This is a genomic window from Bradyrhizobium sp. Kon56 (assembly GCF_055807635.1).
This window is the reverse complement of record NZ_JBVVOU010000010.1, coordinates 50,289-70,527: the sequence shown is the minus strand read 5'-3', so window position 1 is coordinate 70,527 and position 20,239 is coordinate 50,289. Positions and strand designations below refer to the sequence as shown.

General features: G+C 63.9%; 16 protein-coding genes and 1 tRNA gene. 12 read left to right on the top strand and 5 right to left on the bottom strand.

The window, feature by feature from the left end:
* Positions 1-63 precede the first annotated feature (63 nt).
* The 3 genes from yidC to rpmH are packed head-to-tail and all read right to left on the bottom strand — an operon-like array spanning position 64 to position 2,500.
* A complete protein-coding gene (gene yidC / locus AC0L3B_RS18040; protein ID WP_026232445.1) occupies positions 64-1,911 on the bottom strand; it encodes a membrane protein insertase YidC in 1,848 nt (615 codons plus the stop codon).
* A gap of 13 nt (positions 1,912-1,924) precedes the next feature.
* Positions 1,925-2,338 carry a ribonuclease P protein component gene (gene rnpA / locus AC0L3B_RS18035; RefSeq protein ID WP_018453036.1) on the bottom strand — a complete coding sequence of 138 codons (414 nt, stop codon included), beginning with the start codon at positions 2,336-2,338 and terminating at the stop codon, positions 1,925-1,927.
* Between the two features lie 27 nt (positions 2,339-2,365).
* On the bottom strand, positions 2,366-2,500 hold the full coding sequence (rpmH, locus tag AC0L3B_RS18030) for a 50S ribosomal protein L34 (protein WP_008542748.1): 135 nt from the start codon (positions 2,498-2,500) through the stop codon (positions 2,366-2,368).
* Between the two features lie 382 nt (positions 2,501-2,882).
* On the opposite strand from rpmH, the gene AC0L3B_RS18025 reads away from it, so the two are divergent.
* Both AC0L3B_RS18025 and AC0L3B_RS18020 read left to right on the top strand, forming a co-directional pair.
* The gene (locus AC0L3B_RS18025) at positions 2,883-4,382 is read left to right on the top strand and encodes an ATP-binding protein (RefSeq protein WP_026232446.1); all 1,500 of its coding nucleotides are present in this window, start codon (positions 2,883-2,885) and stop codon (positions 4,380-4,382) included.
* 163 nt (positions 4,383-4,545) lie between these two features.
* Positions 4,546-4,622 (top strand) — tRNA-Arg (locus AC0L3B_RS18020).
* A 129-nt stretch (positions 4,623-4,751) separates the two neighbouring features.
* On the opposite strand, the gene AC0L3B_RS18015 is transcribed toward AC0L3B_RS18020, so the two are convergent.
* Positions 4,752-4,976 carry a hypothetical protein gene (locus AC0L3B_RS18015; RefSeq protein ID WP_018453038.1) on the bottom strand — a complete coding sequence of 75 codons (225 nt, stop codon included), beginning with the start codon at positions 4,974-4,976 and terminating at the stop codon, positions 4,752-4,754.
* Positions 4,977-5,242: 266 nt separating this feature from the next.
* On the opposite strand from AC0L3B_RS18015, the gene AC0L3B_RS18010 reads away from it, so the two are divergent.
* The 5 genes from AC0L3B_RS18010 to AC0L3B_RS17990 all read left to right on the top strand — a co-directional run bounded on the left by AC0L3B_RS18010 (position 5,243) and on the right by AC0L3B_RS17990 (position 11,676).
* Complete coding sequence (locus AC0L3B_RS18010) at positions 5,243-5,689, top strand: hypothetical protein (RefSeq protein WP_247820953.1); 447 nt, start codon at positions 5,243-5,245, stop codon at positions 5,687-5,689.
* Between the two features lie 698 nt (positions 5,690-6,387).
* Positions 6,388-6,546, top strand: a complete 159-nt coding sequence (locus tag AC0L3B_RS18005; RefSeq protein ID WP_018453041.1) for a hypothetical protein — start codon at positions 6,388-6,390, stop codon at positions 6,544-6,546.
* A gap of 151 nt (positions 6,547-6,697) precedes the next feature.
* Positions 6,698-8,851 (top strand): GumC family protein, encoded by a 2,154-nt coding sequence (locus AC0L3B_RS18000; protein WP_473380843.1) that lies wholly within the window; start codon positions 6,698-6,700, stop codon positions 8,849-8,851.
* Between the two features lie 2 nt (positions 8,852-8,853).
* Positions 8,854-10,017, top strand: a complete 1,164-nt coding sequence (locus AC0L3B_RS17995; protein WP_473380842.1) for a glycoside hydrolase family 5 protein — start codon at positions 8,854-8,856, stop codon at positions 10,015-10,017.
* Positions 10,018-10,095: 78 nt separating this feature from the next.
* Positions 10,096-11,676, top strand: coding sequence for a hypothetical protein (locus tag AC0L3B_RS17990; protein WP_473380841.1), 1,581 nt, complete (start codon positions 10,096-10,098; stop codon positions 11,674-11,676).
* A gap of 44 nt (positions 11,677-11,720) precedes the next feature.
* On the opposite strand, the gene AC0L3B_RS17985 is transcribed toward AC0L3B_RS17990, so the two are convergent.
* Positions 11,721-12,743, bottom strand: coding sequence for an LLM class flavin-dependent oxidoreductase (locus tag AC0L3B_RS17985; RefSeq protein WP_473380840.1), 1,023 nt, complete (start codon positions 12,741-12,743; stop codon positions 11,721-11,723).
* Between the two features lie 273 nt (positions 12,744-13,016).
* Here AC0L3B_RS17985 and AC0L3B_RS17980 point away from each other — a divergent pair, with 273 nt between their 5' ends.
* From AC0L3B_RS17980 to AC0L3B_RS17960, 5 genes are all read left to right on the top strand, one after another.
* The gene (locus tag AC0L3B_RS17980) at positions 13,017-13,526 is read left to right on the top strand and encodes a DUF2867 domain-containing protein (RefSeq protein WP_204512566.1); all 510 of its coding nucleotides are present in this window, start codon (positions 13,017-13,019) and stop codon (positions 13,524-13,526) included.
* A gap of 273 nt (positions 13,527-13,799) precedes the next feature.
* Positions 13,800-14,882: a calcium:cation antiporter gene (locus tag AC0L3B_RS17975; RefSeq protein ID WP_018453047.1), complete on the top strand. Its 1,083-nt coding sequence runs from the start codon at positions 13,800-13,802 to the stop codon at positions 14,880-14,882.
* Between the two features lie 91 nt (positions 14,883-14,973).
* The gene (locus tag AC0L3B_RS17970) at positions 14,974-16,059 is read left to right on the top strand and encodes an efflux RND transporter periplasmic adaptor subunit (RefSeq protein WP_204512565.1); all 1,086 of its coding nucleotides are present in this window, start codon (positions 14,974-14,976) and stop codon (positions 16,057-16,059) included.
* Positions 16,056-19,094, top strand: a complete 3,039-nt coding sequence (locus AC0L3B_RS17965) for an efflux RND transporter permease subunit (RefSeq protein ID WP_026232448.1) — start codon at positions 16,056-16,058, stop codon at positions 19,092-19,094. Before AC0L3B_RS17970 ends, AC0L3B_RS17965 begins: the two co-directional genes overlap by 4 nt.
* Before the next feature lie 5 nt (positions 19,095-19,099).
* Positions 19,100-20,218, top strand: a complete 1,119-nt coding sequence (locus AC0L3B_RS17960; RefSeq protein ID WP_231190189.1) for an alpha/beta hydrolase — start codon at positions 19,100-19,102, stop codon at positions 20,216-20,218.
* Positions 20,219-20,239 lie beyond the last annotated feature (21 nt).

Here is a 20,239-nt window from a genome sequence, read left to right as displayed (position 1 = left end):
CCAAAAATGCATCCGCGAAGGGACTCTGGATTGCTTCGTCGCTTTGCCTCGCAATGACGACCGCTACGTCGCCTTCTTCGCGAACGTCGCCTTGAGATTGTCGAACAGCTCCACCTTCACGCCGTTGCGGCGCATGATGAAGCTCTGCTGAAGCACCGAGAGCGTGTTGTTCCAGGCCCAGTAGATCACGAGGCCCGCCGGGAAGCCCGCCAGCATGAAGGTGAAGATCAGCGGCATCCAGTTGAAGATCATCTGCTGCGTCGGATCCGGCGGCGTCGGATTCAGCTTCATCTGGAACCACATCGTGATGCCCATGATGATCGGCCAGATGCCGAGCGCGAGGTAGTGGCCGAACACGGGAATGGTGGTCGGATCGAACGGGATCAGCCCGAACAGAGTGAACAGGTTGGTCGGGTCCGGCGCGGAAAGATCCTTGATCCAGCCGAAGAACGGCGCGTGCCGCATCTCGATGGTGACGAACAGCACCTTGTACAGCGAGAAGAACACCGGGATCTGGATCACCACGGGAAGACAGCCGGCGACCGGATTGATCTTCTCCTTGCGGTAGATCTCCATCATCTCCTGCTGCTGCTTCACCTTGTCGTCAGGGTAGCGCTCCTTCAGCGCCTGAAGCTGCGGTTGGACCGACTTCATCTTCGCCATCGAGGCGTAGGACTTGTTCGCCAGCGGGAAGAACAGGAGCTTCACGATCACGGTCACGAGCAGGATCGAGATGCCGAAATTGCCGAAGAAGCGGTAGAAGAAGTCGAGGCCGAGGAACATCGGCTTGGTGATGAAGTAGAACCAGCCCCAGTCGATCAACAGATCGAAATGGTTGAGGCCGAGTTCCTTGTTGTAGCCGCCATGGCCGGCGAGCGGGAAGTTGATGCCGACAACGCTGGCTTCCTTGGCGCCGGCGAACAGCCGCGCGTTCGCGGTCGCGGAGCCGCCGATCGCGACGGTGACCGGATCGAGCAGATAATCGGTCTGGTAGGTGTGGACGTTGCCACTCGGATTCGACGAGAAGCGCGCCTGAATCTGCGCACTGGTGTCCGGCAGCAGCGCCGAGGCCCAGTATTTGTCGGTCATGCCGAGCCAGCCATTGGTGGCCTTGAAGTTCACCGTCCGGGCTTCGTCGATTTTCTTGTAGGCGTATTCCTGCAAGCCATCGAGATAGCCGATCAGGCCTTCATGCAGGATGTAGTAGCCGGAGACCTGCGGCGTGCCGTGGCGCGAGATCAGTGCGAACGGATAGAGCGTGACCGGCGCGTTGCCGACATTGCTCACCTCGTCCTTGACGGTAAAGAGGTAGTGGTCGTCGACCGAGATGGTGCGACGGAAGTTGAGGCCCTCGCCATTGTCCCATTTCAGCAGCACCGGGGTCGTCGGCGTCAGGCTGCCGCTGCCGTCCTGCTGCCAGACGGTCTGCGCGTCCGGCAGTTTCGCCGTCACGCCCGTCGCCGGTACCCAGCCGAACTCGGCGTAATACGGCTCCGCGGTCCCCGAGGGCGAATACAGAATAATCGGCGGTGACTTCGGATCGACCGTTTCGCGGAATTGCACCAGCGCGACATCGTCGATGCGTCCGCCCTTCAGCGAGATGCTGCCGGCGATCCGCGGCGTCTCGATCTTCACGCGCGGGCTGGCAGCAATGGCGGTGTCACGGCTTTGAACCGGCTGGGCTTGCTGGTTCGCGCTCGGCGTCGACGGCTGGGCCGTGCTGCCGGCCTGCGGCGTGGCGCCCGGCGTAGCGGAAGCCGTCGGCTGCGGCGTGGTCTTCTGCAGCTCGGCCTGCGCCTGTTGCTGGGCGCGCTGCTTCTCCATCGCCGGCATGTTGTAGAAATATTGCCAGGCGATCAGCACGAAGCCCGACAGAATGACGGCGAGGATGGTATTGCGGTTGTCGGTCATCATTCTCTCGTCATCAATCCGGTTTGCGGCTGGTCGCAGGAGCGGGGCCGGGCTTTAAGCCGTCGGTTGTTGGGCTGCTTTTTGAGCCGCGTCCCTTGTGCGTATGCCGCGCGGGCTTCGCGAACGCTATGCGCAGATCGTCGAGCATGGTGGCGAAGCCGCGCGAGAGCGCGTCCCTTCGGCCGACCAGCACATAATCATGATGGGGCTGCATCGACACCGGATCGAGCCGCTTCACCAGTTCGCGAAGCCGGCGCCGGATGCGATTGCGCTCGGGGGCGTTGCCGTTCTTTTTGGTGACGGTGAAGCCGATCCGGATCGGGCCGCTATCGTCGCGACCGCGGCTTTGCAGGACGAACGCGGGGCTATTCACCCGCGCGCCATTGGCAACGGCGAGGAAATCCGCTCGCTGCCTCAGCCGATCCATGATGAAATCCCAAAAAGGGGGTCCGGCTCAGGCGCTCAGACGCTTGCGGCCGCGAGCGCGGCGGGCGGCGAGCACCTTTCGGCCGCCGGCCGTGGCGAGACGGGCACGGAAGCCGTGACGGCGCTTGCGCACCAGTTTGCTGGGTTGATAAGTCCGCTTCACGGGTTTTTCTCCGCTGACCGGGCAATTTGCCTGTAGAATTGATGATAAAGTCCGGAAGATGCTGCCCAAAACGGGCCTTTTTCGGCCCCAAGAGAGCCGCTCCCGGCGGTCACACCGGGTCATCGCGGACAATTGCGCGGCTTATAAGCGAGCGCCTTCTTTTCGTCAACGCCGCACAAGAGCTCAATTCCGGCGAATATCGCTGTTTGTGCGGGGTTTTTAACCCTTGAGGTAGCGACTCGCCAAATCTGCGCTTACATCCGACCTTGGGAGATTGACGATCTGTAATTTGACCGCGCTGGGGGCGGGCCGCATCTTCATACGCGCCAAACCCTTCACCAGCCAAATCTTCAACCCGGTAAAGGCAGCGAGGGCGAATTTCGTGGCAGCGACAGACCTCCAGCCGATCCAGGATGGGGATCAGCGGGACCCGCCGGCGGCGCTGCCGCGTGGGACGCGCGGACTTGGGCTGTCCGGCAAGCTGCTGCTGCTCACCGTCCCCTTGGTGATGATCGCGGCCATCCTGCTCTACGTGCCGGCCATCGCCAACTTCTGGGTCAACCGGCTCAACGACCGCGTCGCCGCGGCCAACACGGCAGCGCTGGTGCTCGATGCGGCGCCGCTCGGCATGGTCCCCGATTCGCTCTCGCGCGAGATCCTGAAAAGCATCAATGCGCGCGCCGTCGCCATCAAGATGGGCCAGCAGCGTCGCCTGCTCGCCAGCGACAATCTGCCCGCCGCCATCGAGCACGATATCGACCTGCGCGACATGACGGCGTGGGAGGCGATCACCGGCTCGTTCCGGATGATGCTGGAGACCGGCAACCAGGCCATCCGGATCGTCGGGCCCGGCGTCGGCAACGCCCAGTTCATGGAGATCGTCACCGACGAGCTGCCGCTGCGGCAGTCGATGTACCGATTCTCCCGCAACGTCGTGGTGGTCGCGCTGATCATCGCGGTGCTGACCGCCGGCCTCGTCTATCTCGCCATGCATTATCTCTTCGTGCGCCCGATGCGGCGGCTGACCGCGAGCCTGGTCGGCTTCCACGAAAATCCCGAGAGTTCAGCGGGGATCATCGTGCCGAGCCAGCGCAGCGACGAGATCGGCGTTGCTGAGCGCGAATTATCGGACATGCAGCGCGACCTGATGTCGATGCTGCATCAGAAGAGCCGGCTCGCCGCCCTCGGCCTCGCCGTCTCCAAGATCAATCACGACCTGCGCAATCTGCTGGCCTCGGCACAACTCCTGTCGGACCAGCTCGCCAGCGTGCCGGATCCGCGGGTGCAGCGCTTTGCGCCAAAACTCGTCCGCTCGCTCGAGCGCGCCATCGCCTTCTGTCAGTCGACCTTGTCTTACGGCCGCGCCCAGGAAGCCGCGCCCGACCGGCGCATGATCATGATCGAGCCGGTGGTGCTTGAGGTGCGCGAGACCGCTGGCCTTGCCTCCGACGCCTCGATCTCCTGGGTCGCCGCAATCGAGCGCGGGCTCGCGGTCGATGCCGATCCCGACCAGCTCTTCCGCGTGCTGCTCAACCTCGTCCGCAACGCCGCCCAAGCGCTGGAAAGCCATGCGTCCGCCGAGGGCGGCGCGCAGCAGATCCGGATCACGGGAAAACGCGAGGGCGCGGTCGCCATCCTCGAGGTCTCCGATACCGGCCCTGGCGTGCCGCAGAAGACTCGCGAACACCTGTTCGAGGCGTTCCAGACCTCCGGCCGCCCCGGCGGCAGCGGCCTCGGCCTTGCCATCGCCGCCGAGCTGGTCCGCGCCCATGGCGGCGACATCCATCTGGTCGAAGGCACCATCGGTGCCACCTTCCGGATCGTCATCCCCGACCGCCCCGTGGAACTGCTCTCCGTCCGCAACGAGCGGGCGCGGGCGTAGGCCGGCCGGCGGCTGAGTGCGGAAACTCTCATTTCCCAGCAAAATCACCCCAATCCGGACCTTGCCAATTGGGGCAAGAGCGGTTAGTCAGGGCGCTCTTTCGCACCCCTCCGGCGTCGCCGGGGGCTGCCTGCGGGCCACGCCCGCACTGTCAGCGAAAAACGCGCCCGTAGCTCAGCTGGATAGAGCATCAGACTACGAATCTGAGGGTCGGACGTTCGAATCGTTCCGGGCGCGCCATTTTCGAATACGCGATCGACGCCGATTTCCCGCATCCATTCGTTTCGTCCGCAGGCGGCGCACCCGTTTCGGCGCGATGACAATCAATTGCACTGTTCGGGATTCTGCGTACCGCCGACAAAGCCCGCTTTAGCGCCGCCCTACATCTTGCGCCGCCGGATCCGAACCAAGCCCCTTGCTCGTCAGCAAACGGTTGAACTGATCGGCGGAAAAAAGCTGCCCGTCCGGAGCCGTGATCGACACCACAAAACCATTCACCGCATGCTTGCGGGCCAGGATCACCGCAACGATCGCGCTGTCACGGAAATCCACGGTGCGGCAGTCGTCTTTTACAGCTTCGATGATGAATGTCATTTGGCCCACGACCACCGTTGGCACGCGCCAATTGCGCGCCCGGCCACTCAATCCCGTATCGGTGAAAATGATATTGCCGACAAGCCGGCTATTGACCCGATTGAACCGCAACCATACCCATATTGGGGGAACAGCAGACCGGTCCTGCCTCACGCGCGGTGCGCCACGGATACATAGAACCGGCTTGTGGGCGTCGGACCGGACATCCGTAGAAGCGGGGACTGGTGATGGTTGGTACGACTGAAGGCGAGGACATCGCGTCGGATTTGATCCGAACCGTCTCCCGCCACTCGTTGGCCTACATGCTGTGCGCAGCCAGCGAAATGTTCCGCCACTACGATTTCGATCCGCTGGACTTGATGATCATTCATGCGGTCCTGAACGCCAACGTTCTCAAGATCATGAAGTCCCCCGAACTCGACCGGCAATTTGGCAGTATCCAGGCGGTGGAGCCGGACAAGATCAAGCAGGGCGTTTCCCGTGCCGCCCTGTCCCGCTTTTTCGGTCTGCCGATCGAAACCGTTCGGCGGCGCGCCGATCGCTTGAAGAAGCAAGGCATTTTCCGCGAGACCGACCAGGGTCTGATCGTAACCGAAGCCAACCAGTTCAAGTTCGGCAATAATCACGAGTTGCAGAGAACCAACATGCTCCTGGTGCGGAAATTCCTCCGTGACCTGACGGAAGCGGGCGTTGAGCTTCCCGGCGGGATTTGATGGACCATTGGCGCTTCCGAATCGGGACCGCACCAGACGGTGCGCCATTCATCATCCGGCTTTCACGCGCTCTTCGGCCGAAAAGCGACGATGGATCCGCTTGGCTCGTCTTCGCGCATTGCCGCCTCGATTGCCTTCGCCAACGCAGCCTGGTCGAATGGCTTTGATAAACGCGGCAGGCTGGATCGTTCGTTGCTGGGAATCTCTGCGTATCCCGTGCTCAGGAGGATGATCGTCCCGGGGCGCTCCGCGGCGACAGCGCCGGCCAGCTGCAGTCCAGTCATCCCAGGCATGGCAAATTGTCCTCCCCTGACGACGCCGAATCATCCTCGGCACCAAGATCGTTTCCGCCTGACAGGGACCGCGCCGATGATCGGCCGCGACATCCGTACCTCGTCAGACGAGAATCAGTTGAGAATAATACCGGCCGCGAGCCTGCACCGCAAAGTGTCAGCAAGTCGGCCGATTCCCGCACAAGATGCATACCGCGCGACCGACCGTGATACGCGAGGGCAACGTCACGCGCTGCTGCGCAGGCAAGGGCGCGGTGCGCTATGAATGGTAAGATCCAGGCACGCTCGGCCGGCGGTGCGAGGTGCAGCACGCAACATCACTTGTAATCTGCTTCACACGCAAATGCGCCCAATGACGCTAGACAAAACAGGTCGCGCCTCCGCGCGGCCTGTTCGGAGCTGGCGATGATGGCTGCACTGGCAAAGGCGATATCCCGCGCGACGAGAACCAACGTTGATGTCGAAACTCTGAAAGTCCTCGTGATCTTTTCGGGCGCGGGCTTGCTGCTCTCTCTCGTGGCCGCAATGATCTACGGGCAGGCTGGCAACGCCGCTTTGTTTTGAGATCCGGCGCGCCGGGTCGTCGAAGTGCGTCGTCTCCTTAACGAACCGTTTACCGAGCTTCGCGGCAGCCGTAACCGCGGGTTAACCATGGATATTTACGGTGCAGCAAGTCTCTAGGCTGTGCCTGTTAGTTGATTTCGAGTCCAACCCCATGGCGTTCGGTAGAAGCGCATCTCCGCGAAGCATCGCCCCGACGGAGCCCGCGGCTTCGTGGGAAGCGCCGCGGGCTGCGGCGGCGACCCCCGACAACACCGCCCCCGCGCTGATCAAGGGATCGCTGACCCTCACCGGCGCGTTCTCTTTCCTGCGTGAGAACGGCCGGCGCATCCTGATGCTGGCGCTGGCACTCTTCGCGCTCGGCGTCGCCGTGCTGATGGTGCTGCCGGTCCGCTATGCCGCGACGGCGCTCGTCGTGGTCGATCCCCGCGAGCTGCGCGTGACCACGGACCAGGACGTGCTGCCTGGCATCGGCCAGGACGCCGCTGCGCTTCAGAGCCAGATCGAGATCGCCAAATCGGACGGCTTTCTCCGGCCCCTGATCGAGAAGCTCAAGATCGCCGACGACGAGGATATCGCAGGCGGTCATACCGACATGACGCGCCTGCTCGAAAAACTCCGCAGCCGCCTCGATATCTCGCGTCGCGGCCTGACTTACGTCATCGCCATCTCGTTCACCTCGAACAGTGCGGAGCGGGCAGCGTATTATGCCAATGCCATCGCAGAGGCGTTCGTCGCGACCCAGAGCCGCGTCCGCAGCGATGCGACGGACGAGGCGGCCGACTGGCTCAAGGACCGGCTGAAGACGCTCAGCGAGCGCCTGCGCGTCTCGGAAGACGCCGTCGCAGCCTTCCGGCTCGAGCACAAGATCCTCAATGCCGGCAAGGATTCCACCACCCAGCAATTGCGGGTGACCGACCTGAACCAGCAGGTCTCCGCGGCTCGTGCGCGCACCGAGGAAGCCAAGGCGCGTTACGAGCAGGTGCAGCGCGATCTCAAGGCCAATGTCGAAGGTCCGGTGAAGCAGGATCTCCTGAGCATGCTGCGCGCGCAGCGCTCGACCCTGAACGACCAGATCGCACAGAAGAAGGCGGTCTACGGCGACCGCCATCCTGATCTTGCGATCTCCTACAGCCAGTTGGCTGACATCAACAGGCAGATCGAGGTCGAGCGGAAGAAGAACATCGACACCGCGAAGTCCGAATACGAGGCCCAGCTCGAGCAGCAGGCCGCGCTGGAAAAGCAGCTCAAGGCGGTCGAGACGCAGATGCTGGTGGACGGCCAGGCGCTCGTGAAGCTGCAGGAGCTGCAGCGCGATGCCGATGCCAACAAGAACATCTACGAGCAGTTTTTGTCGCGGTTCAAGACGACCAACGAGCAGCGTCAGCTTCAGAGCTCGCAGACCAAGATCGCTTCGCCCGCGATCCCGCCGCTGCGCTCGACGCGTCCGCCGCTCGCCCTGCTGCTCGCCGCGCTCGCGATCGGCTCGCTGCTGACGTCAACCGCTACGGTTGCGGCGATGACGAGCATGTCCGACAAGTCCGATCCTGCCGAGGCTCCGGCTCGAACGCCCGCGCGGGCGGAGGCGAGGGAGACGCCCAATCGGCAAGCCCAACGTCCGGCTCCGGCCGTGCAGCAACCCGAGGCGATGCCGAACCTTCCGGTCTGGTCCCGCATTCCCGAACTGATGTCGGGAGCGGCGCCCAACACTGTCTGGCAGCGACCGATTGCCGCCCCAGCCGAGCTCGATCTCGGCGCTTACCTGCGTCCGCTGCTCGAGCGTATCGATCGTGCCCCAGTGCGTGGCTGCAAGGTCGCCCTCGTGCTGTCGGTCGGCAAGAGCGCCGGCGGCAACACCGTTGCGCGCTCGCTCAACCGCGCGGCCGTCAATCGCGGCATGATGAGCGTGCTGATCCGGCTGCAGCCGGAATTCGCGGGCGCCCAACCGCCGGTGACCGAATGGCAGGACGGCTCGACCACGGCAGGACTCCAGTCGATCGACGAGCTGCTGAGCGCCGGCAGGAAGGCCGATGCGCGGCCGGAGGACGACATTCGCTCGGAGTTCGACTTGATCATCGTCCATGCGAACAATCTTGCCTTGCAGCCGGATGCGATCGCGCTCGCCGCGCACGCGGACCTGATCATCCCGGTGGTGCGCGCCGGCGAGCTCGGTTCGGCGGCGATGCGACGGGTGACCGCCGCGCTGTCGAAGTGCGCCACCGTGCCGACCGGTCTCGTCGTCAATCATGCGCCCGCCGGCTCTGCCGCGCCTCACCCGGACGGCGGTGCGCTTAGCAGGGCGGTTTGACGATGGCGACGCCGTGCCGTCGTCTGCTCCTTGCCACGATCTTGCTATCCACGATCTTGATGCCAACGTCGCTCGCCTCCGCGACATCGGCCGAAACTTGCGTACCTGCCTCGCAGACCGTCGCGCCGGACAGGCTCGCCGCACTGTCGCGCGGGTTCAATGCCGACGGCTGGATCAATGGCGAAAAATCCGCGCCTCCAACTCGCGAATTGCTGCAGCAGCTTCGCAAGGCCGGGATGGGCCATGTCCGCTTGCCGGTGCCGGCCGAGCGCGTGATGCTGCGCTTCGCTTCGAAAGCGGAACGCGATGAGACGCTGCGTGCGCTCGACAAGGCATTGAAGCAGCTCATCTCGCTCGGCTATTCAATCTCCGTCGATCTTCATCCCGGCGATCGTTTCAATCGCCTGCACAAGGACGACGCCGACGCCTCGCTGCGCGAGCTGGAGGAGGCGTGGGGCACGCTCGCCCGGGTCATTCAATCGTTTCCGGCCGACCGCGTGTTCGCCGAGCTGCTCAATGAGCCCGACATCGAAGCCGACAGATGGCAAAAGCAGGTCGAAACGCTCGCCGCCTTCGTTCGCCAATTGCTTCCCGCGACCACGCTGATCGTCGGCCCGGTCGACTGGCAACGCGCGGACTCGCTGCCGCGGTTTCGCCCGTTGCCGGATCCAAACGTCGTCTACGCCATCCATTTCTACGATCCCATGGTGTTCACACACCAGGGCCACTGGGACGTGCAGGATCCGCTGCACGACATCACGGATCTGCCTTATCCGATCAGCGCCGGCGATCCCGGGGTTCAGGCGCTCCGCCGGGATTTGCAGGACAGAGGCGCGACGAAGGCGCTCGTCATGCTCGACACGGCGATTGCCGCCGCCAGGGACAAGCCGGATGTCAGCCGGTGGCTCGCGCCCGCGGTCGCGTGGCAGCAGCAATTTTCGCGGCCGATCATCATCAACGAATTTGGCGTTTTGAAAGCCGCAGCGCCCCGGGACAGCCGCGTGCGCTGGCTCGCGGCCGTGACCGCATATGCGCGGGCGCATTGCTGGGGCTGGGCGCATTGGGAGCTGGCGCAGGGATTCGGCCTGCTCGAAAACGGCACCGGCAAGCCCGATGCCGACGTCATGCGCGCGCTGCTCGGCGCGACCAAGCCGGGCCGCCGTTGAACCCGTTCCGCCATCGTTAACGAATCCTTACGCATCCTGCCGCTATCGTGGCCGCCGCGCTGCGCCAAAGGACGAGTCATGAGTGGCGGGACCTCACCGCATCTTCAAGCCGTGCAGGCGGGCTGTCCCGAGCCTTCGCGTTCGCCTTCACGTTCGCCTTGGCGCGAGCTGATCCCGACGCTCTGCATCGCCATCGCAACCATCGGCTTTGTGCCGGTCCTGCACGGGGCGAGCCCGGTCCTGTCCCTGACCGTCGAAGTTCTCGTCGCCATCGCCATCGTGGTTGCGGCTCCAACCTACGCGCCGGCGATCGCGATCTTCGTCCTGTTCTTCCAGAACCTGTTCGTCTCGATCCTGTCGCCGCTGATTTCGGCGCCGTCCGACCTGGACTTCATCAAAGGCTATAATTTTCTCGTCTGCTCCGTGATGTGGCTGACGACATTTGGGCTCTACGTCGCCGGCCAAAGGAACCGGTCGACTGAGGTCAATCAGATCATGCGCTGGGGCGTCGTGACCCTCGCCGTGGTGTCGTTGTATTTCGCGATCGGCTTCGTCCAGGACGGCCAGGCGGCAACGGTCTATCTGCGCAACATCGTGCTGCCGCTGTTCCTGTTTCAGCTCTCGCTGCTGACGGCCGCGACCTATGACGTTCGCGCCACGCCGTTCCTGGTGACGCTTGGAGTCATTCTGATCCTGTGCGGATACGTCGAGTTTGCGTTTCGGGATTTCTGGCTGGCCGTCACCAACGGCTACACGTTCTGGGGTTTCGACGAGCTCAAGGCGGCCCGCTCCGGCGCTTGGGAAGCCGAGATGCGCGCCACCGGCAACGTGCCGGTCGATCTGAAGGATCGCTTCAGCTTCGACTTTCTCAATACGCCCCTGCTCGAAGGGTTCGGCGTGTCGAAAATCCTCCGCATCCACGGGCCGAATATGCACCCGATCAGCTTCGCGTACGGGATCGCGTTTTTCGGGCTTTTCCTGTTTTCGGTAGGGCGTCCGGTTCTGGCCCTCGTGGCGTTGCCGCTGCTGATCGTTTGCAGCGTGAAGGGAGCGCTCATCGTGGTGGTGTTCGTCGCCACGGCCTGGATATCGACCCGTCTGCTCGGCGCCGTGGTGACGCTATGGCTCGGCTTCGTGGCCTTGATCGTGTTTGCAATTGTCGCGATCCGCGTCGGCTTGCAGATCGGCGACTATCACGTCCTCGGCCTCATGGGCGGCTTGAACGGATTTCTCGAAAAGCCGTTTGGCCGCGGCCTGGGCGTCGGCGGAAATCTGTCGGACGATTATTTCTCGATCGACTGGAGCGCCGCGCAGGCCGCCGGAACGACCAACGGCGCCGTCGAGAGTGCGATCGGGGTCCTGCTGTACCAGATGGGCATCGCCGCCCTCGTTCCGCTGGCGTTTCATTTCGCGGTGGCGCTGAAGGCCTGGCGTCTTTATGCGTTCTCCGGATATCTGACGCAGGGGCTCGCAGGCTTCGGCGTCATGGTCGTGCTGCTGAATGGATTGTTTCAGGAAGAGGCCTTGTTCGCGCCGCTGGCGCTGGGGCTCATGCTCTCGCTCACCGGGCTGGTCATCGGCAGCCAGATCAGGGCGCAGACGGTCTCCGTTCCGGATGCCGATCCGGAGCGGCTGGCACACTACCAGCCCGCGACGTAGCCTTTAAAAGCCGTAACCTCAAAAATTGCGCGGCAGTCCAGGCGTCACCGCCACCCCAGCGCAGGCGCCACATGCGTGAGGATCGCCTCGATGGCGTGCGCGCAATAGTCGACGCCGAGCTGGTTTGGAATCGTCAACAGCAACGTGTCCGCCTCGGCGATCGCCTCGTCCGCTCGGAGCTGCTCGATCAGCACATCAGGTTCCGCCGCATAGGAGCGGCCGAAGATCGCGCGGGTGCGCGGGTCGATGAAGCCGACCTGGTCTTCGCCGCCGCGCTCGGAGCCGAAATAGGCGCGGTCGCGATCGTCGATCAGCGCGAAGATGCTGCGGCTGACGGACACGCGCGGCTCGCGGGGGTGGCCGGCCTCTTTCCAGGCTGCGCGATAGGTACGGACTTGCGCGGCCTGCTGCACATGGAAGGCTTCGCCGGTCTCGTCGTTCTTCAGCGTCGAGCTCTGCAAATTCATGCCGTGCTTGGCGGCCCAGACCGCCGTCGCATTCGAGCCGGCGCCCCACCAGATCCTCTCGCGCAGGCCTTCCGCATGCGGCTCGAGCCGCAGGAGCCCCGGCGGATTTGGGAACATCGGCTGCGGGTTGGGTTTTGCAAAACCTTCGCCGCGCAAGATGTCGAGAAACACTTCGGCATGACGCCGGCCCATGTCGCCGTCGCTCTCGCCGTCGGCCGGCTGGTAGCCGAAATAGCGCCAGCCATCGATCACCTGCTCGGGCGAGCCGCGGCTGATGCCGAGCTGGAGGCGCCCGCCTGCGATGAGATCGGCGGAGCCTGCGTCCTCCGCCATATACAGCGGGTTCTCGTAGCGCATGTCGATCACGGCCGTGCCGATCTCGATCTTGCTGGTCCTGGCGCCGACCGCGGCCAGCAGCGGAAAGGGCGAGGCGAGCTGGCGCGCGAAATGGTGCACGCGGAAATAGGCGCCATCGGCGCCGAGCTCTTCCGCCGCAACCGCAAGCTCGATGGATTGCAGCAGCGTGTCCGCAGCCGAGCGGGTCTGCGATTGCGGCGAGGGCGTCCAGTGCCCGAAGGAGAGGAATCCGATCTTTTTCATGGAGGCAACATATGGAGGACGGGAGGAGTTTGCGACACTTCGGCCGGAGGAAAGATGACGACCTGGGAAGCGCGTATGGGTAAGTGCCGCTCCTCGAGGGGGAAGCGGACCGAAGCAGACATCGCTGCCAGCTGGCCTTTTGGCCTAACTGAGACATGTGCGCCGCAGGATTGTTGCGATGCAGAGCGCGTGGATATAAAATGACGGCGGCGGCAAGATCCTCTGCAACGCCGGCTGCGCTACGCCCTTCCCCGGCATGCGGTACCTGATCCCATGACAAAAGCGCGCGCCGTGCCGATGCCCAGCAACAGCGTGCTTGCGCCGCTTTACGCGGGCGCGGACCTTTTGGACGCCTTTGCAATTCAACTGCCGGCGGGCGCCAGCGATGATGTAGAGGTGCTGGCACGCGCCGCGCTCGAGCGACAGGCGTGGTGGATTCGTGCGCTCACGCGTGTCCGCGATGTGGTGATGGCGGCAGTCGCGGTCAAATCGTCGCGCGCCGTCGGTCTTGCCGCGGCGGCGCGTGGGCCGGTTATCGGCTTCTTCCCGGTGCTGTCAAAGAGTGCGACGGAGTTGGTCGTGGGTGCGGATGACCGGCATCTCGACTTCCGTGTCACCATTCAACTTCGCGCCGATGCAGCAAATGGGCGCGAGCTGGTCGCGGGTACCGTGGTGCATTGCCATAACCGACTGGGGCGCATCTATCTTGCTACGATAGCACCGTTTCATCGCGTGATCGTTCCGGCCAGTGTGGAACAGGCGGCAAGAGCAATGAAGAATTGAGCAGGCTTGGTGGTCGTGACCGGCTGCGGTCGACCAACGAGTCGGCTTCTGGCCCCTCAGCTGACTTGCCGCGCAATCTGTCGAGGACCGCTTGTGACCCGAAGCGGACCTAAGCCGCGAGGAAAACCCCTGGCTGTTTCCGGATGTCTTTCAATCATTGGAGGTTCCCGCGTATGATGGGAGGTCACAAGAGGCCGGCCCATCACAGTACTTGGCGCCGGCCGTCGGGATGAGAATCGCGCCTGAGACGCGATCAAGAACCGGGGGATCGACATGGGTGTGGTGGGTACGACAGCGCGCTGGACGTGGATTTGGCCGGCTCTCGCCTGGGCCATCTTGTTGCTCAGCCTGGTTCTCGGCGGCGGCGGAATTGTATACGCAGCCGCCGGCGCGGCCCTGTTCGGCACGGTCTTCGCCGCCGTATACCACGCCGAGGTGGTCGCTCACCGCGTCGGCGAGCCGTTCGGCACCCTGATCCTCGCGTTAGCGGTGACCGTGATCGAGACGGCGCTCATCGTCTCGGTGATGATCGCAGCGCCTGCCGAGAAAGCCGGACTGGCCCGGGACACGGTCTTCGCGGCGGTCATGATCGTCTGCAACGGCATCGTGGGGGCCTGCCTGCTGTGGGGCGGCGTCCGGCACCGTGAACAGGGTTTCCAGGCGCAAGGCGCCGGCGCCGCTCTCGCCGTGCTCGTCGCTCTCACCAGCCTCACGATGGTGCTTCCGAACCTTGCGGCGCAAGAACTCGGCCCGCTGTACAACACCTCGCAGCTGGTGTTCGCCGCGCTTGCGTCCTTGGTTCTGTACCTGGCGTTCGTTTTCGTTCAGACGATCAGGCACCGTGACTATTTCCTGGCCGCGAAGGGTGCCACGGCGGACGAGCATTCGCCTCCTCCGGACAACAGAACGACCGGTCTGAGTGCCGCTCTCCTCGTCGTCTCCCTTGTGGCCGTCGTGGGCCTTGCAAAGGTCCTGACCCCCAGCGTGGAGAGCGCCATCGATTATCTTCAGGTGCCCAAGGCAGTCGTCGGCACGATCATCGCCGCGCTCGTTCTTCTTCCCGAGGCGGTGGCGGCCGTGAAGGCGGCCCAAAGCGACCGGCTGCAGACCAGTCTCAACCTGGCCCTGGGCTCGGCGCTTGCGACCATCGGGCTGACGATCCCCGCGGTCGCCGCGGTCTCGATCGCGATGGGTTATCGGCTCGAACTCGGGTTGGACATAAAGGATTTGGGCCTGCTGATGCTCACGCTGCTGTTGAGCGTAATCACGCTCGGGACCGGGCGCACCACGGTGCTGCAGGGCGTCGTCCACCTGGTCATCTTCGCCGCGTTTCTGTTTTTCGCGGTGGTGCCGTGATTTGCCGGAACTACGCGGCCGCTCCGAACGGTCGAATTCGGCAGGACTCGAGGAATGCCCGATGATCCGACATCTCGCGCGATTCACCGCTTTGGGCCTCCTTGTCGTCGGCCTGCAGGGCTGTGGAGAGAAGAAGAAGGAAGCGAACGAACAGCCTGTCCGCGGTCTGCGCGCCTACAAGGTCGCTGCGACAGCCGAAAGCCGTGTTCGGCGCTTTCCGAGCGTGCTGCAGCCGGCCGACGTCAGCAGCCTCTCGTTCGAGATCGGCGGGCAGTTGAAGACCGTTGGCCTCACCGTCGGCCAGAAGGTGCAACTCGGGGACGTCCTCGCCGAAATCGACCCGAGATCGCTGCAGAGCCAGGTGGACCAGGCCAGCGCCGGTGTGCAGCAGGCGCAGGCGCAGCTCGACAACGCTCAGTCGGACTTCCAGCGCAAGGAAGAGCTCCTGAAGCGGGGCGTCTCCACCCAAGCGGCTTTCGAACAGTCGAACGCCACCCTGCTCAGCTCCAGGGCCCAAGTTGACCAGGCACGGCGCCAACTCGAATTGGCCAACCAAAACCTGGACCGGAGCAAGCTGCTGGCCCCCTTCGCCGGGACCATCTCCCGGGTCGAAGTCAAATCGTTTGCGCAAGTCGCTGCGGGGCAGCCGGTGGCCACGCTCTACAGCGACGACAGCTTCGAGATGTCCTTTCTGGTCCCGGCCGCGACTTTCCAGAGTCTAAAGGTTGGAGCCAAGATTGCGGTCAAGGTCGCCGACAAGCCTGACCTGCCGCTCAAGGGCGAGATCAAGGAGCTCGGGTCGAAGGCGGAGCAAGTGTCGGCCTTCCCGGTTGTCGTCCGGCTCGAGAACACCGCCCCGGGTCTGAACGCCGGCATGTCGGTCGAGGTCACGATCGAAGAGCCCTTGGTCGTGGGTCGCAGCGGCTTCCTCGTCCCGCTCAGCGTGCTTGTGCCCGACGGCGGAAGGGTGCTGCAGAATACCGGGACCGTGTTTGGTTACGACGAGGCAAGTTCGACTGTGAAGAAACGCACCATCACCGTCGGCGGGATCCGGGACAATCGCCTGGTCGTCGTGGAGGGCGTCAAGCCAGGCGATATCCTGGCCTCGGCCGGGGTGTCGTACCTCGCCGACGGACAGAAGGTGAAGCTGCTTCCCTTGGAGGACGCCGCGCCGTGAATCTCCTCACCCGATTCGGACTTGCACGGTCTCGATTCACGATCATGGCCATGATCGGGCTTCTGATCGCCGGGATCGGGCTCTATCCGAACTTCCCGAAGCGCGAAGACCCCGTGATCGTCATCCGGACTGCGGTCGTGTCGGCCCTCTTCCCGGGCATGGCCCCCGAGCGGATGGAAAATCTAGTCGCGATTCCCATCGAACGAAAAGTACGCGAGCTCGCCGAGGTCAAGGACATCAGGACGCTTGCGGGCGAAGGATCCCTGACGATCTATGTCGACTTGAAGGACGAGGTCGCGAACGTCACTGCCACCTGGCAGCGGCTTCGCGACAAGATGGCCGATGCTAAGGTCGAACTGCCCGACGGCGTCGTTGGACCCTTTGTCAACAGCGACTTCGGCGACGTTGCGATCGCCACCATCGCCATCACGGGCGAAGGCTTTTCGCCGCGCGAGCTGAAGGATGCGGCCGAGGATTTCCGGAAGAAGCTGTATCAGATCGCCGGCATCTCCAAGGTCGAGCTTCACGGCGTACAGGACGAACGGGTCTGGCTCGAACTCGATACCCGGAAGTTGGCCGCGATCGGCGTTCAGGTGAACGCTTTGATCAAGGATCTACAGGGGCAGAACGTGGTGCTGCCGTCCGGCAACATCAACGCGGACGGCACGCGCCTCCTGCTGGAGACCTCCGGAGATTTCCCGAACGTGCGGGCGATCGAGACCATGCTGACCCGTGTGGGCAGCACCGACAGCCTGGTCCGGCTCGCTGACATCGTCACTGTCCGCCGGGATTACGTCTCTCCAAAGGTTAAGCCGATCTATTTCAACGGCCGTCCTGCTGTAGTCCTCAGCGTGATCATGCAGCCGGACCAGGATGTCACCCAGATCGGTGTCAAGCTCCGTACGGCGGCACGCGAATTTGAGCAGCGGCTCCCGATCGGCTTCGCCCTCTCCTTCCCCACCTACCAGGCCGATCAGGTCAGCGCCTCCGTCAATTCGGCCCTCTCCAGCGTGGCCCAGACCTTCGTCGTGGTGGCCGTGCTGGTGGTGGTCTTCTTGGGCCTGCGGGCGGGCACCATCGCCGCGATGATCGTGCCGTTCGCCGTGATGTTCTCGTTGATCGGGATGCGGGCTCTTGGGATCGCGCTTGAGCAGGTCTCGATCGCGGCGATCATCATCGCGCTCGGTCTGCTGGTCGACAATGGCGTCGTGATCGTCGAGGACATCGTGAGCCGGATCGGCCGCGGAGTGCCTCCCGAGGAGGCCGGATTGGCGTCCGGAGCACAGTATGCGCTGCCGCTCCTGATCTCTTCGATCACTACGATAGCGGCGTTCTTGCCGCTCATGCTGCTGTCCGGAGCGTCCGGCGAGTATGCGTTCTCGCTCGCGGCCGTGGTGGCGCTCACGCTTGGGGGATCCTGGATCACGGCGCTGTACATCCTTCCCGCTTTGACCGTGTGGCTCATCGGCCGGCGAGCCGGCTCCGGAACGGAGGATGCCGCGCCCTCACGGCTGCAGCGGCTCTATGCCACCGCGCTCGGCCGGGCCTTGCGCTTCTCGCCCATCGTCCTCGCCGGTTGCGTCGCGCTGGTCGTGATCGCGCTTACACAATTCCCACGCATTCCAAAGGAGATGTTTCCGCTCAGCGAACGGAGCCAGTTTCTGGTCTACATGAACATGCCTGACGGGACCGACATCTCGCAGACCGAAGCTCGCGCGCGCGAGATCGAGCGATGGCTGGGCGACAAAACGGCCAACCCTGAAATCTCCAGCCAGATCCTGTACGTCGGAGATGGCGGCCCGAGGTTCTACCTCACCTTGACCCCCGTCCCTCCGGACCCGGCGTCCGCTTTCTTCCTGGTCAATACCACGGACTATCAAGGCGCGGTGCGTGCGGCCGATCGCGCCTGGAAGTATCTCTACGCCAACCATCCGGAGGCAAGCTTCAAAATCAAGCGGCTGGCCATGGGCGCGGTGGAATCCGGCGTCGTGGAGCTCGAGATCTCGGGGTCCGATGGGGACCGGCTGCTTGGCTTCAGCGAACGGGTCCGATCCCTGCTGCAGGCGGCTCCGGACGTGCGCGAGAACGACGACGATTGGGGCAACAAGATCGTCAAGGTGGTCGTCGAGATCGACCAGGACCGTGCCCGCCAGCTCGGGGTGACCTCGGAGGAAGTGACCCGACTGCTGAACACCTACTTCAGCGGCACCGCGGTCTCGATATACCGCGAAGGCGACAACGCCATCCCCATCGTACTGCGCGCCGGCGCCTACACCTCGCAGAGCCTGGAAGGCCTCACCAGCGCCACCTTCGCGAAGAACGGCGGGCTTATCTCGCTGGCGCAGGTCGCCAGGCTGAAGCCCGGGTTCGACTTCGCGCGGATCCGCCGCAAGAACCAGGAACGGACGATCACGGTCACGGCCCGCAGCACCTCCCTGACGGCCGGGCAGCTACTGGAATCGATCCAGCCCCGGCTCGACGAGATGGACATGACCGGCGGCTATCACGTGACCGTGGGGGGCGAGATCCAGAAAAGCGCCGAGACGAACCAGAAGCTGGCCGCCGGCTTTCCCGTCGCGCTCGCCGTGATGGTGCTGGCGATCATCCTGCAATTCAACTCCTTCCGTCGTACGCTCCTGACCTTCGTCAGCATACCGCTGATCCTGATTGGCATTCCGTTCGGGCTGTTGGCGACGGGACAACCGCTCTCGTTCTTCGGCACGCTGGGCATCATCAGCCTGTCGGGGATCATCATCAACAACGCCATCGTGCTGATCGATCAGATCGACATCGAGCGCGAGACGCTCCCGCTGCGGAAAGCCCTCGTCGCTGCGTCGGAAAAACGGCTTCGTCCGATCCTCCTGACGTCCGCCACCACGGTGCTCGGGCTCGCACCGATGGCACTGGCCGGCGGCGCGTTGTGGCAGCCCATGGCGGTGCTCATGATGTCGGGACTAGCCGTCGCATCCGTCCTGACACTCTTCTTCGTGCCGGCAGGATACTTTCTGCTGTTCCGCTCGGCTAAAGGAGCCTGACTCCCTTGTGGCGCGCGCCCCTCAGCCATGGCGAAACCGGGAAGATCTGCCGGTCAACCCTCGGCCTCATCGTCTTGGCGCTGTGCTGCTGCGCCTGCAGCCGCGTGCCTCTGGACACGCTGCTACCCGTCGGACAGGTCGAAGCGGAAGGCGTGTCGGTCGTCCCGCTGCTGGTGGCAACGACGCGCAACCGAACGGCTGCCGGAAATGCAGCGATGTTCGACAGCGAACGGGCGGACCAGGTGAACTACGCCTCCATCGCCGTTTCCATCCCGCCGGACGCATCGCGCACTGTCGGTCAGGTTCAGTGGCCGACTTCCTCGCCCGGGGATCCACGACTAAACTTCGTGACGGTCTCGGCCGAAGCGGCCGAAAAACCGGCATTTGGCGCTGCGCTGGCGGCGGCCGCAAAGAAGCCGCGAGCACGTGGAAGAGTCCTTGTATTCGTCCATGGCTTCAACAACAGGTTCGATGAAGCCGTGTACCGGTTCGCCCAGATCGTTCATGATTCCGGAGCGCCGGGGGCTCCCGTCCTGTTCTCCTGGCCGTCGCGGGGGTCCGTCAGCCTGGAAGCCTACAAGGAGGATGCGGAGAGCGCGGCGCAGTCTCGAGATGCATTTTCGCAAGTGCTCGATGCGATCGCCGCTACTCCGAACGTCAAGGAAGTGACCGTCCTGTGTCACTCGATGGGGTGCTATCTCACGTTCGAAACCTTGCGCGCGCGAGCGATAGCTGGCCGCATTGGGGCCAAGATCAAGAACGTGCTGTTCGTTGCGCCCGACGTAGACGCCGACAGTTTCCGTACGCAATTGCACGACATGGGAGCGGTACGGCCAGGCTTCGCATTGTTCGTGTCGCGGGACGATGCCCCATTGAAGCTATCGAAGTCTCTCCATGGAGGCGCAATCCGCCTCGGCGGCATCGATCCGGACCAAGAGCCGTATGCCGCTGAATTTCGGCGGGAGGGCGTCGAGCTATTCGATTTGACCCGCCTGCATGGACGCGCTCATTCGCGAGCGTTCGACGACGTGACGACCGTCATGAGTATGATCCAGGCACGCCTTGTCGGCGAGCAGCAGGGTACGGGCGGCGTCTCGAGGCGCCAGGGAGCCGCGCTGCGATGATACGGTGGAGTGGACTCGCAT